Source organism: Amycolatopsis vancoresmycina, from assembly GCF_000716785.1.
Taxonomy (GTDB): domain Bacteria; phylum Actinomycetota; class Actinomycetes; order Mycobacteriales; family Pseudonocardiaceae; genus Amycolatopsis; species Amycolatopsis vancoresmycina.
Genome location: NZ_JNYY01000002.1, coordinates 416,264 through 428,856, shown reverse-complemented (window position 1 = coordinate 428,856; position 12,593 = coordinate 416,264). Strand labels below are relative to the sequence as shown.

Here is a 12,593-nt window from a genome sequence, read left to right as displayed (position 1 = left end):
AAATCCGTGTTAAGACGAGATGAAATGGCTGTGGCTTCTCTCACAGCCGCCGGACATACTGCTATGACCAGGCAATATTCGAAGTGAGCACCGGAACCGTCTAGCTCCCCTGGAGGTGAATCTTGACGGTGGACACCGGGCAAGAATTGGGCGGCACGATTCCCCGAGCCCGCGTCGAAGACGACGCCCCCCGGCTCGAACCCATGCTGGACCTCGAATGGTCGCGGGCGATCGAACTCCCGCAGGCCGCCATGACGGCGGCGACGCCGGCCGAACTCCGCCGGGCGTGGGTGCACCGCGCGCCCGAAGACAGCGTCCTGGCCCTGTTCCGCGCTTCGGCCGGGATGGCGGGCCCGATCCCCGCGCCGTGGTGGCTGCGCGCGGTCGCCGACGGCAAGCTCGATTCGCGGGAACAGGGTTTCCGCGTCGAGGACCGGATCGCGCAACTGCTCGGCAGGCGCCCGGGGTGGGAATTCGTCCCCTGGGCCGCGGACGGTGAATCCGGGTACTGGGAGTTCATGCCCTCCGAACGCGGCAAATCGGGGCACGCGATTCCCACCACGGTGATGAACACCGACCGGCACGAGGGCTGGATCGACGTCCTCCCGGCGCACACCGGGCCGACGCCGGACCCGATCCCGATCGCCGGGCTCGCCGGACTGCGGTCACGTCTCGGGGTCATCGAAGCCGTTCGTTAACCTCGCTGAGTGGAAAACGAGGACGGACGTCGGCTGCGCAGCGTGGTCAGTTACGTCAAGCGCGGTGGCCGGATGACCGTCGGGCAGCAGCGGGCGTGGGAAGACCACTGGCCGCGGCTGGGCCGCACGGTGAGCGAGCTGCCCCCGGGGCCGCTCGACTTCACCGCGTGGTTCGGCCGCGAGGCGCCGGTGATGCTGGAGATCGGCTCCGGCATGGGCGAGACGACGTCGCAGCTGGCCGCCGCGGCGCCCGAGCTGAACTACGTCGCGGCCGAGGTCTACGACCCGGGCCTCGGCCAGCTGATGCTGCGCGCCGAGAACCTCGGCGTCGAAAACCTGCGGCTGCTGCACGGTGACGCCGTTGTCCTGCTGACCGAGCACGTCGAGCGGGACACGCTGCACGGCGTGCGGCTGTTCTTCCCCGACCCGTGGCCGAAGAAGAAGCACCACAAGCGGCGGATCGTTTCGCCGTCGTTCGCCGCGCTCGTGGCGTCGCGGCTCGCCCCGGGCGGCACCTTCCACATGGCGACCGACTGGGAGAACTACGCCGAGCAGATGCTCGAAGTGTGCTCCGCGGAGCCTTCGCTGAAGAACCGGTACGACGGCTGGGCACCACGGCCGGAGTGGCGGCCGGTGACGAAGTTCGAGCAGCGCGCGGACGTCGAAGGCCGCGTCTCGCACGACCTGATCTTCGAAAAGCGGTCGTGAGTGTTTAGACGAGTTAGAACCCGCCTAAACACTCACGACCTCCCTCTGTACCCCCGTATCCGCCCCTCCCCCGACAGAGGGGCGGACGCCTATTCGTCGGCCAGCGGTTCGGCCTGGACCCGCTTCAACGCGGGCGTGCAGACCGACGCGCCGAGCAGGGCCACCCCGACCCCGAGCACGACCGGCGCCAGGATCCACGGGCTGAGCACGATGCCCCGCTCGTCGACCATGCTGAACAACCCAACGCCGACGAGTACCCCGACGATTCCCGCGCCGATGGTGGCGACCAGTGCGGGCAGCGCGGCCTCCATCCGCAACGCCCTCGCCAGCACCCGCACCGGGGTGCCCGCGGCCATCAGCGCCCCGAAGGTGCGGCGGCGGTCCATCACCGAGCCCGCGGTCGCGACGGCGGCACTGCAGCCGGCCAGGATCCCCGCCGCGAGCAGCCCGATCACCGTGACGCGGCGCAGGTCGCCGAGCTCGGTCTGCTGGTTGAACAGGTACTGGTCGCGGCTGCCGATCTCGGCGCCGGCCGCCGGGCCGGCCAGCGCCGTCCGGACGATCTCGCGGTTCGCGCCGGTGGTCGGCGCGACGATCGTGTAGTCCTTCGGCGTCAGGCCGTCCGGCAGCGCGGCCGGGTCGATCACGAACGAGCCGGACAGGTCGGCGTCGGGGTACTTGACGGTTTCCACCCGCGTTCCCGACTTCGCGGCCATCGCCGGGCCCTCCCAGGCCGGGGCGAGCTGGTACTGCGCGAGGTCGATCGCCGCGTCGCCGAAGACGGCCGGGCCGCCCGTGCAGTTCTCCGGCGTCAGGCCGAAGCGGGTCAGCTTGACGGCGTCGGCGCAGGTCATCACCAGCGCGCGGTGGCCGTAGCGGTTGTCGCCGGTGCCCTTGACCAGGTAGACCTCGCCGACCGCGACCGCCTTCTCCGGCTGGCCGTACTTCTGCAGGGAGGCGTTGGCCTGGTCGACGATCTTGCCCGCGTGCTCGTGGTCGGTGTCGACGTAGAGCACGGAATCGGCGAACGACCGCCCGCCACCGGCCATCGACTCGAACGTCGGCAGCAGCGTCAGCGCCATCGACCCGGCGAACACCGCGAGCACGATCCCGGCGGAGGAGCGGTAGGCGCCCTTCGGGTCGTCACGCAGGCGGCGGCCGGCGAGCAGCGCGGACGGGCGCCGCCAGATCCGGACGAACGTGCCGCCGACCGCCGACGTCACCCACGGCCCGACGATCGCGGCCGAGCCGACCAGGAAGAACAGCCCCGCCATGACCAGGCCGATGCCGCCGAAGTCCTTCGCCGTCGTCACCGCGATGAGGAAGAACGCCCCGGCGGCGGGCAGCGCCAGCAGCCGCCACCAGTGCAGCGGCTTCTTCGTGTGGCCGCCGGTCGCGAACAGCGGGTTCTTCAGCACGCGGCGCAGGCCGAGGACGCCGGCCAGCACCACGAGCACCGGGATGGCCACCACGATGAACACCGTCAAGCCGGTCGGCAGCGCGAAGTCGGCCGGGAGCCAGGTGCCGCCGGCCCACGGCACGAACGACGCGAGGCCGTGCAGCGCCGGGCTGATCAGCAGGCCGAGCAGGGCGCCGATCCCGGCCGACAACGTCGTCTCGGCGGCCACCATGTTCGTGACCTGCCCCGGCGTCGCCCCGGCCAGCCGGATCGCGGCCAGCCGCCGCTCCCGCCGGGCGGCGGTCAGCCGGGCCGACGACGCGACCAGCACCAGGCTCGGCACCAGCAGCACGATGATCCCGACCCAGGACAGCAGCGTGAGCAGCGCGTCCGCGCTCGCCTTCCCGCTCGGGAAGCCGGCCACCTTGTCGGCGCGCTGCGGCATCGCGTCCGGCGTGTGCCCGGTCAGCGCGACGAGCTGCTCCGGGAACCGGAGGCCCGCCTCGCCGAGCGCGCCGACGGGCTTGCCGAACCGGTCGCCGAGCCGCTCGGCCGGACTGGCCTGCAGGAGCCGGCCCAGCGCGGGCGACACGACGGTCTCCCCGGGGCCGGGCAGCTGCGGCACGCCCGGCGGCAGCTGGATCGACCCCGGCGTCGCCCCGGGCGCCACCGCGATGTCGACGCGGACGATCTGCTTGCCGTCGAAGTAGTCCTTCGACGAAGAGAAGAGCAGGTTGACCGGGCCGTCGGAGCCGTGGCTGTAGAAGTTCTCGCCCTGCCAGAGGGCACGCTGCTCGCGGTTCTGCGTGGCGAACGGCAGCGTCGCCAGCAGCAGCACCAGCCCGGTCGCGACGGCCACCCCGACCGCGGTGAGGATCGCCGACGTCCGGGTCCGCCGGTCCACCTTCAGCACCCGCAGGGCGAGCTGGAGCGAGTTCACGCCGCCAGCCTCGTCGCGATCAGGCCGTCGCGGATGGCGACGGTCTTGGGCATCGACTCGGCCAGCTCGCGGTCGTGGGTCACCACGATCACCGCGGCGCCGGTCTCGTGCGCGGCGCCGAGGAGGGCGTCCATCGTCTCGCGGCCGGTGCGCGTGTCGAGCGCGCCGGTCGGCTCGTCGGCGAAGATCACCTTCGGCCGGTGGGTCAGCGCCCGCGCGATCGCGACGCGCTGGGCCTCGCCGCCGGATAGCTCACCGGGGCGGCGCTTCTCCTTGCCGGCCAGGCCGAGGCGCGCGAGCCACTGGCGGCCGGCGTCGATGGCCTCCTTGCGGCCGAGCCCGGCCAGCAGCGACGGCAGCGCGACGTTCTCTTCGGCCGACAGCTCCGCGACCAGCATCCCCGACTGGAAGACGAACCCGAACTCGGTGCGGCGCAGCTCGCTGCGCTTCTTCTCGCCGAGGTGGTCGATCCGCTGCCCGGCCAGGAAGATCTGCCCGTCGTCGGCCTTGAGGATGCCGGCCAGCACGTGCAGCAGCGACGTCTTGCCGGAGCCGGACGGCCCGACGATGGCGACGGCGTCCCGCGGCTGGATGTCGATGTCGATGCCGGCCAGGGCGAACTGGGTGCCGTAGCGCTTCACCAGCCCGCGGCCGGAGAGCACCGGGCCGTTCGTCGCATGTGGAGTGTTCGGGTCCACGAGGTTCTCCCTGTCGGTTCGGATCTTGACGCCGATGAGCCTCGCGGAAACCACGGGGTGTCCACTTCGGGCAGACGGCCAGTCACGCACCGGCCCGCATCGGCCGATCGGCCGAGGGAGCGCGGGCCACTCGGCCAAGGTGCGGGCACCGGGGAATCACGTAACGTCACGTTGTGCCCGCCGCGCCCCCCTCGAACACGCTCTCCACCCGCGCCGCCGCCCTGGTGCGGCGCATCGGCGTGCCCTCCGCCGTCCTGTACGCCGCCCTGCTGTTCGACGTCGTCTTCACGACGCAGGCGGCACTCGACGACCACGGCCCGCGCTTCGTCGACTTCGGCCTGCTGCCGGGGATCTTCGCGATGGCCGCCTGCGGGGTGTGGGCCCAGAAGCGGGCCGCCGTCGCCGGGGTGGCCGGCGGCGGGGTGCTGATCTTCTCCACCCTCTTCATCCACGCGCTCCACATCCCGCCGTACTCCAGCGTGCTGCCGAAGGTGACCATCACCGAGGTCGTGGCCGGGGTGCTGATGGTCTACTACGTGGCCCGCCGGGCGCGGGCGGGCGTGGCGTTCTGCGTGACCGGCTTCCTGGTCGTCGCCGGCCTGGTCGCCGTCTTCGGCCGGTACTCGGGCGTCGGCGACATCGACGGTGGCACCGCCACCCAGGCGCTGCTGTTCGGCCTGCTGCTGCTCGTCGGCCCGCTCGTGCCGGCCGTCGCGGCCCGCGACCGCAGCCCGCGCGCCGATCCGCGGAGCCGCCGGGTCCGCTGGGTGACCGAGCTCGCGCTGGGGCAGTGGCCGCTGATGGGCCTGCTCGCCTTCGCGCTGCTGTTCGAGTTCGGGTTCACGTACTCGAGCAACGCGCGCGGATTCCCGATCCTGTTCTGCTCGATCGTCTCGGCCGTGATCGCGGTCCTGTCCCCGCGGCGGCCGGCGGACGCGCTGCTCGGCCTCGCCGGGATCATGCTGCTGTCCGCGGTCGTCACGCCGTTCCTCGACCTCCGCACCTACGACTACGAAATGCCGGGCGGGGTGCCTGCCGCGCAGGTCATCGCCGGCATGGGCGTGGTCGTGAACCTGGTACGGGCCCGCGGGCTGACCCGGTCGTGGCGGCGGATCGCCGTGCTGTCGGGCGTCGTCGCGCTCGCCGCGATCCTCAACTCGTACCGGTCGCGGGGCCTGCAAGCCGATCCCGAAGTCCTGACGGTGCTGGCCTTCGCCGCGGCGCTGATGCTGGGCATCTCGATCGCCGTCGGCCTGGTGCTGCGCTCGCGGGACGCCCAGCGCACGCAGGCCGTGCAGACCGCGGTGTCCGACGCGCAGACCGCCGAGCGGATGGCGCTGGCCCGCGAGCTCCACGACGTCGTCGCCCACCACGTCACCGGGATCGTCGTGCAGGCGCAGGCGGCGCGGCTGATGGCCGAGAAGAACCCGCAGATCGCGGTGGAGGCGATGGGCCGGATCGAGAACGCCGGCGTCGAGGCGCTCGCGGCGATGCGGCGGCTGGTCCGCTCGATGCGCGGCGACGCGCCGGCCGGGTCGAGCGAGTTCAGCGAGCAGGCGACCACCGATCTCGGCGCCGACCTGCGGAAGCTGGTCGAAAGCGCCAACCACGGCGTCCCGACGTCGATGCACCTCGACCTGCCGCCGGACCTGCCGCACGAGGTCGGCCGCTCGGCCCTGCGGCTGGTGCAGGAGTCCCTGACCAACGTCGGCAAGCACGCCGCCGACGCGACCGAGGCGTTCGTCGTCGCCGAGGTGGCCGGCGATGAGCTGCACCTGCGGGTGACCGACGACGGGCGCGCCACGGCACACCGGCCGGCCGGCGGGTCGGGCGGCTACGGTCTGGTCGGCATGCGCGAACGGGTCGCGCTGCTGAAGGGCCGGCTGTCGGCCGGGCGCGGCCCGGACGGCGGCTGGCGGGTCGAAGCGTGGCTGCCGCTGGCCGCCGGAGAAGACACGGAAGGGGACGAGTGATCCGGGTACTGATCGCCGACGACCAGGAGATGGTGCGGATGGGCTTCCGCATGATCCTGGAGTCCCACGACGACATCGAAGTCGTCGCCGACGTCGCGGACGGCGTCTCGGCGGTCGCGAAGGCCCGGGAGCTGCGCCCGGACGTCTGCCTGCTCGACATCCGCATGCCGGGCCTCGACGGCCTCGAGGTGACCCGGCAGCTGGCCGGACCGGACGTGACCGACCCGCTGAAGGTGGTCGTCGTCACGACGTTCGACCTCGACGAGTACGTGCACACGGCGTTGCGCAACGGCGCGTCCGGCTTCCTGCTGAAGGACGCGGGCCCGGCCCTGCTGATCGAGGCGGTCCGCGCGGCCGACCGCGGCGACGCGCTGGTTTCGCCGCAGATCACCGTCCGGCTGCTCAAGCACTTCAACGGCGCCGGCTCCGCGAAACCGCAGGTCCCGCCGCCGGCCGAGCCGTTGACCGCGCGCGAGCTCGACGTGGTCAAGGCGGTGGCGCGCGGGCTGACCAACACCGAGATCGGCGCGGAGCTGTTCCTGTCGCTGTCGACGGTGAAGACGCACCTGGCGTCGGTGCAGGGCAAGATCGGCGCGCGGAACCGGGTGGAGACCGCGGCGTGGGCGTGGCGGAGCGGAGTCGTTTCGTGATTCCCGGTGCGTAGTATCCAGAGATGCAACGCCGTTTCCACGCCCCTGTCGTTCTCCCCGCCGACCCGTCCTGTTCGCTCCTCCGTGACGCGGTCGTCGATGTCGACGCCGATGGGCGCATTTCGTACTGCGGACCGGCGGCCACCGCCCCCGAGTCCGCCGCACCGGTCACCACCCTGACCGGCATCCTGCTGCCCGGCCTGGTCAACACGCACGCGCACAGTCCGATGACGCTGCTGCGCGGCATGGGCGGCGACCTGCCGCTGCTGCCGTGGCTCAACGAGATCATCTGGCCGGCCGAGGCCAAGCTGCGCCCGGAGGACGTCCGCACCGGCATGCTGCTCGGCTCGGTCGAGATGCTCCGCCACGGCGTCACGACCAGCGCGGAGATGTACTTCGAAGGCGAGCAGCTGGTCGACGCCGTGCTCACGACGGGCGGCCGCGTGCTGGTGGCGCCGCCGGTGATGGAGCTGCCGGGCCTGGACTGGAAGGCCCAGCTGGCCGACATCGAGCGCTGGATCGACACGGACGGCCTCCGCTTCGGCCACGGCGACCGCATCGAGCTGGGCTACGGCCCGCACTCGGCGTACATGCTGTCGGCGGAGGGCCTGCGCGCGACGGCGGAATCCGCTGTCTCGCGCGGTGCGCTGATCCAGATCCACGTCGCCGAGGCAGCGCTCGAGGACACGGCTGTGCGTGAGGCGCACGGTTCGGTGCCGGCGCTGCTGCGCGAGCTGGGCATGCTGGACGGCCGGGTGCTGGCGGCGCATTCGATCCACCTGTCGGACGACGACATCGCGCTGTACGCGGCTTACGGCGTCGGCATGGCGCACTGCCCGGGCTCGAACGCGAAGCTGGCTTCGGGCATCGCGCGGATCGCGGACCTGCGTTCCGCGGGCGTGTCCGTCGGCCTCGGCACCGACGGCCCGGCGTCCAACGACGACATCGACCTGTGGGAGGAACTGCAGCTCGCGGCGATGTTCGCCCGCCTGGCCACGGGCGACTCGACGGTGCTGACCGCGGCGGACGTGTTCCTGCTGGCCACCCGCGGCGGCGCGGCGGCTTTGGGCCGGTCCGACATCGGTTCGCTGGAGCCGGGCCGGTGGGCCGACCTGGTGCACGTCGACCTCGACGACCCGGCGTTCGCGTGCGGCATCGACGTGCCGGACGTGCAGCTGCTGTCGAACCTGGTGTGGGCGGCCGGGTCGCGGCGGGTGCGGGACGTGTGGGTCGCCGGGGAGCAGGTCGTGGCCGAGGGCGAGTCGGTGAAGGTGGACCGGGCGAAGGTGCAGGCCGGGGTGGCGGAGACCGCGGCCCGGCTGCGGGCCTAACGCGGGCGGAGGCCCGGTTCACCGGTACGGCGAACCGGGCTGACTCGCATGGATCCGGAGGGGATCAGGCAGGTCGAGCCCGAGTGTCGACGCCAACCGCGCTCATGGCGCTGACCCGCAGAAACTCGGACAAGCTCATACCTCGGGACCGAGCGGTGGACTCAAGCAGTTCGCGCTCCTCGGGGAGCAGTCTCAGTGCCACAAGTGCCGTTCGTTGCCGCTGCTCAGAACGCCGGCTACGCCCTTGAGCTTCGCGCTCATGTGACATGCCGTCTCCTCCGCTCGGATAGGCCACAGTTTGGCACATTTGCGAGCTAGCCGGGCGTACCTACGCTCAGGCGGGTCGTATTTGGCACACTGTGCGACACTACAGAGCACAATGTAGTCGTGGCCGGGCTTGACTCCGAAGGCGCCGATGAATGGTTGTCCGTACGGGACGCCGCGTCGGCACTTGGATGCAGCCCTCAAACCGTCCGTAACTGGATTCGCAACGGACGGTTAAGGGCTGAACGCTCCAGCCGAGGCGCAAGACGCGACATCTACCGAGTTCCCAGAGAATCGATCAGCGCGTACATCGCTGAGCACGGTCGGGTTTCAGACACACGATCCACTGAGAACGCTCAGGTCAGCAGCTTGATCGACGACCTCGCCAACCGGGTCCGCGCACTGGAGGGGCACCAGATCGCCGCGGCGCCCGACCAGGTCAACCTGCTCTACGCCAACCTGCGCCTCCTGGAGGTTCAGGAGGAGTACGACCGGGCACTCGAGGCGATGCTCGCAGCGGACGAACATCGACGCCAGGCGTTGAACTCGATGCGGAACGTGGCCGGCAAGTACCGCGCCGTGATCGAGCAGTTCCACCTGCCGCGAACTCCACCACCTTGACTCCCGGCGACTCAGCTTCGGCGTGTCGCTCGCGCATGATGACGCCCGCGAAGGCATACTCCCATCGGCGGTATAACCGCCGAGCCAACGTCCTGAAGCCCACGTCCAACAGAACCGATGCAGTGCACCACGGCACGTGGTGCCGTCAGGTGCGTTGGACATGGCAGCAGCGTCAAGGCACGACAAAAGAAACGGCCCCCTTGCGGGGGCCGTAAGGCCAAGGCTGCTCGCCATGGCGTGGTGTGATTTCCACTTTACACACCCAGGCAGGTGAGGACCAGGCATCTGGAAGGGGTGTGTCCTGTGCAACGTGTCATGGTCTTCATCGACGGCTTCAACCTCTACTACGGCCTGAAGCAGAAGTACGGTCGGCGATACCACTGGTTGGACCTCGAAGCTCTGGCCACGAGCCTTCTCAAGCCTTGGCAGACTTTGACCGGAGTCAAGTACTTCACGGCACGCGTACGCAATGACGCCGGCAGCCTTCAGCGGCAATCCACTTACCTGGATGCGCTGGGGGCGCACTGCGCCAACTTGGAGATCATCGACGGACGGTTCCAGGAGAAGGTCCGAGGTTGCCGACAGTGCGGCTCTACGTGGACGGGTTACGAAGAGAAGGAGACCGATGTCAGTATCGCAATCGCGCTCCTCGAGCACGGCGTGACAGATGACTTCGACACCGCCGTGATCATTTCAGGTGACAGTGACCTTTGCCCCGCGGTCCGCGCGCTCAAGCGGGTGTGTCCGGACAAGGAAGTCGTCGTCGCGTTTCCGCCGGCTCGATGGTCCCACGACCTGAAGCTAGCCGTGCTAGCCGCCTTCCCCATCGGCGTGGCCAAACTCCGCCAAGCGCAGTTACCTGTCGAGGTGATTACTGACGATGGACACACCCTGAAGCGCCCCGGCCGATGGGTATGACCCAATCTTCGCCCCGCTGACCAGGCCGAGCCTGATCCACCTCTTCGGATCGATGCCTAACGCGGGCGGAGGATGATCTCCGTCTGGTGGCTGTCCGGGGTGGCTGACACCGCCGTCACCACCGCGGTGGCCACCGAGTCCGCCTTCAGCAGGTGCGCGGTGTCGTACTCGCGGCCCTCGCCCGCGAAGATCTCCTGCTGCATCTCCGTGTCCGTGCGGCCCGGGTAGACCGAGGTCACGCGGATCTGCGGCTCCTCCTCGCGCAGGGCGTCGGCGAACGCGCGGACCGCGAACTTGCTCGCCGCGTACGGGGACCAGCCCGGGCGGGCGTTGCGGCCCGCGCCCGAGTTGATCACCACCACGTGGCCGCCCGCTGTGCGCAGGGCCGGCAGGAGCAGGCGGGTCAGCTCGACCACCGCCAGGGTGTTGACCTCGAAGTTGTCCCGCCACGCCGCCGACGACGCGTCCTCGATGCGGCCCAGGCGTGCGACGCCCGCCGAGTGGACCAGGACGTCCAGGGACGGGATGTCCGCCACCGCGGCCGCCAGTGACGCCGGGTCCGTCAGCTCCACCGGCCACGGCTGCGCGCCCGGGAGCTCCTTCGCCAGCGCGGCCAGCGCGTCGGCGTCGCGGCCGCCGAGGAGGACACGGTGGGTCGGGGCCAGCTGGTGGGCGACCGCCGCGCCGATGCCGCGGGACGCGCCGGTCACCAGGGCGAGGGGAAGATCCGTCATGCCCCCACCGTAGCGGCGAACCCGGCGTCCACCGTGCGGTCTTCGCGCTGGTCCTGGCCGAGCGTCCGCGGGTCCGCGCAGCCGGACGCCGGGTCCGCGTCGGAGTCGCGGGCGTCGTCGCCGGTGTCGCGGGCGGTCGGGTGGTGGCCGTCCGCTGTGAAGCACACCTGGTACGTGCCGTCCTCCAGGCCGTCGAAGCCGTAGGTGCCACCCGCGCCGGTGACCACGCTCGCCAGCTCCTTGCCCGCCTTGTCCTTCAGCACCACCTTGACGCCGGCGAGGCCGGGCTCGCCGGCGTCCTGCAGGCCGTTGCCGTTCGTGTCGGCCCAGGCGAGGTCGCCGATCCGGTTCGTCGGCGTGACCAGGCCGATGTCGGCCGCGAAGTCCTGGTGGGACGGGCCGCCGACCGTGCGCGGCGCGGTGCAGCCGCCGGCGTCCGCGTCCGAATCGCGGTCTTCGGTGCCGACGTCCTGGCGGGTCACCGCGAAGCCGTCCGGGACGGCGAAACAGACCTGGTAGGTGCCGTCCTTCAGCTTCTCGAAGCCGTAGTGGCCCTTGTCGTCCGTGGTCGTGGTGGCGACCGTGCCGCCCGCGCCGTCCTTCAGCGTCACCTTGACGCCCGCGACGCCGGGCTCGTCCGGGTCCTGGATCCCGTCGCGGTTGCGGTCCGCCCAGGCGAAGTCGCCGATCTTCGCGACGGACGGCGGCGGCAGCACGGTGATCGTCGCCGACGCCGTCTTGTCGCCGAGCGTGCCGCCCGGGTAGTGGACGCCGGTGACCTTCGCCGTGTTCACGTGCTTGTCGTCGGCCACCGTGAGGCCCGGGTGGTCGCAGGTCAGCTGCCGGTTCGCGCCCGCGGCCAGCGCGAACGGCTCGAACGTCCCGGTGCACCACGGGTCGGCCACGGTGATCCCGGTGAGCTCCTGCGTGCCCTCGTTCGTCACCGTGACGCGGTAGTGCGCGGTCTCGCCCGCGGTGACCGTCGCGAACGAGCCCCACGCGCCCGTCGCCGGGTTCTGCACTTCCTTCTTCACCGTGTACGCCGCGAGCTGGAGGTCGACGCAGTCCCAGTGCAGCCGGTCGAGGGTGGTCGCGGCGAAGAACTTCACCGCGGCCGCCTTCGCCGGCGCCGTCGCCGCCGGGAAGTCCTGCCGGGCCAGGTCCCCGTCGCGGGCGTAGTGGTCGGCGACCAGCTTGGTCTCCTGCACCTGCGTGCCGGACGCGTCGAAGAACCGCAGGCCGGTGGCGGGTGCGTAGCGCGGCGCGTTCGCGGCGGTCCAGACGCTGAGCGTGTAGACGCCGCCGGGGACGAACCGCTCGGTCTGGTAGGCGGTGCTCGTCTTGCCGTCCGGCGTCTGGATGACGGCCGCGCGCTGCCCGTCGACGGCGTACGCCTGCTCGGTCAGCAGCCTCGGCGCCTTGGCCGCCGGTGTCCCGGGCGGGACCGGCGCGGCCGGGGCGAAGACGTACCCGTCGGGCGCGCCGTTGCGGGCCGTCTCCTCGACGCTCGGGTTGGCCGCCACCCCGCCGCACGACGGCGGCGGCTCGTCGGCGGACGCGGGCACGACCGCCGCACCGAGCACCACCACCGCCACTGCCACCACGCGCGCCGAACGGACCATGCCTTCGACTATGGCGCGTGGCCCCGGCCCGCACCGG

At 71.3% G+C, this 12,593-nt stretch carries 12 protein-coding genes and 1 pseudogene; 8 read left to right on the top strand and 5 right to left on the bottom strand.

Annotation, left to right across the window (positions count from 1 at the left end):
* The first annotated feature begins 128 nt into the window (after positions 1–128).
* Both OO60_RS07530 and trmB read left to right on the top strand, forming a co-directional pair.
* Positions 129–698 carry a hypothetical protein gene (locus OO60_RS07530; RefSeq protein WP_033261115.1) on the top strand — a complete coding sequence of 190 codons (570 nt, stop codon included), beginning with the start codon at positions 129–131 and terminating at the stop codon, positions 696–698.
* Positions 699–770: 72 nt separating this feature from the next.
* Positions 771–1,406 (top strand): tRNA (guanosine(46)-N7)-methyltransferase TrmB, encoded by a 636-nt coding sequence (gene trmB / locus OO60_RS07525; RefSeq protein WP_425304644.1) that lies wholly within the window; start codon positions 771–773, stop codon positions 1,404–1,406.
* Between the two features lie 89 nt (positions 1,407–1,495).
* Here trmB and OO60_RS07520 read toward each other — a convergent pair whose 3' ends face one another.
* Together OO60_RS07520 and OO60_RS07515 are read right to left on the bottom strand one after the other, a co-directional pair.
* Positions 1,496–3,745 (bottom strand): ABC transporter permease, encoded by a 2,250-nt coding sequence (locus OO60_RS07520; protein WP_033261066.1) that lies wholly within the window; start codon positions 3,743–3,745, stop codon positions 1,496–1,498.
* On the bottom strand, positions 3,742–4,443 hold the full coding sequence (locus OO60_RS07515; RefSeq protein WP_033261114.1) for an ABC transporter ATP-binding protein: 702 nt from the start codon (positions 4,441–4,443) through the stop codon (positions 3,742–3,744). The genes OO60_RS07520 and OO60_RS07515 overlap by 4 nt, the downstream gene beginning before the upstream one ends.
* A 173-nt stretch (positions 4,444–4,616) precedes the next feature.
* Between OO60_RS07515 and OO60_RS07510 the strand changes: the two genes are divergently transcribed.
* The 3 genes from OO60_RS07510 to OO60_RS07500 are packed head-to-tail and all read left to right on the top strand — an operon-like array spanning position 4,617 to position 8,397.
* On the top strand, positions 4,617–6,416 hold the full coding sequence (locus OO60_RS07510) for a sensor histidine kinase (protein WP_003060899.1): 1,800 nt from the start codon (positions 4,617–4,619) through the stop codon (positions 6,414–6,416).
* Complete coding sequence (locus OO60_RS07505) at positions 6,413–7,066, top strand: response regulator (RefSeq protein ID WP_003060900.1); 654 nt, start codon at positions 6,413–6,415, stop codon at positions 7,064–7,066. The genes OO60_RS07510 and OO60_RS07505 overlap by 4 nt, the downstream gene beginning before the upstream one ends.
* A 23-nt stretch (positions 7,067–7,089) precedes the next feature.
* Positions 7,090–8,397 carry an amidohydrolase family protein gene (locus OO60_RS07500; protein ID WP_003060902.1) on the top strand — a complete coding sequence of 436 codons (1,308 nt, stop codon included), beginning with the start codon at positions 7,090–7,092 and terminating at the stop codon, positions 8,395–8,397.
* A gap of 64 nt (positions 8,398–8,461) precedes the next feature.
* Here OO60_RS07500 and OO60_RS48390 read toward each other — a convergent pair whose 3' ends face one another.
* Positions 8,462–8,665 carry a plasmid mobilization protein gene (locus OO60_RS48390; protein ID WP_425304642.1) on the bottom strand — a complete coding sequence of 68 codons (204 nt, stop codon included), beginning with the start codon at positions 8,663–8,665 and terminating at the stop codon, positions 8,462–8,464.
* Between the two features lie 119 nt (positions 8,666–8,784).
* Here OO60_RS48390 and OO60_RS48385 point away from each other — a divergent pair.
* The 3 genes and pseudogenes from OO60_RS48385 to OO60_RS07490 all read left to right on the top strand — a co-directional run.
* A pseudogene (locus tag OO60_RS48385) lies at positions 8,785–8,970 on the top strand (helix-turn-helix domain-containing protein); the annotation flags it as partial.
* A 60-nt stretch (positions 8,971–9,030) separates the two neighbouring features.
* The gene (locus tag OO60_RS47685) at positions 9,031–9,282 is read left to right on the top strand and encodes a hypothetical protein (RefSeq protein WP_033261065.1); all 252 of its coding nucleotides are present in this window, start codon (positions 9,031–9,033) and stop codon (positions 9,280–9,282) included.
* 315 nt (positions 9,283–9,597) lie between these two features.
* Complete coding sequence (locus OO60_RS07490; protein ID WP_003060907.1) at positions 9,598–10,200, top strand: NYN domain-containing protein; 603 nt, start codon at positions 9,598–9,600, stop codon at positions 10,198–10,200.
* Positions 10,201–10,256: 56 nt separating this feature from the next.
* On the opposite strand, the gene OO60_RS07485 is transcribed toward OO60_RS07490, so the two are convergent.
* Both OO60_RS07485 and OO60_RS07480 read right to left on the bottom strand, forming a co-directional pair.
* Positions 10,257–10,934: an SDR family oxidoreductase gene (locus OO60_RS07485; RefSeq protein ID WP_033261063.1), complete on the bottom strand. Its 678-nt coding sequence runs from the start codon at positions 10,932–10,934 to the stop codon at positions 10,257–10,259.
* Positions 10,931–12,556, bottom strand: a complete 1,626-nt coding sequence (locus OO60_RS07480; RefSeq protein ID WP_003060911.1) for a DUF7850 domain-containing protein — start codon at positions 12,554–12,556, stop codon at positions 10,931–10,933. The genes OO60_RS07485 and OO60_RS07480 overlap by 4 nt, the downstream gene beginning before the upstream one ends.
* Positions 12,557–12,593 lie beyond the last annotated feature (37 nt).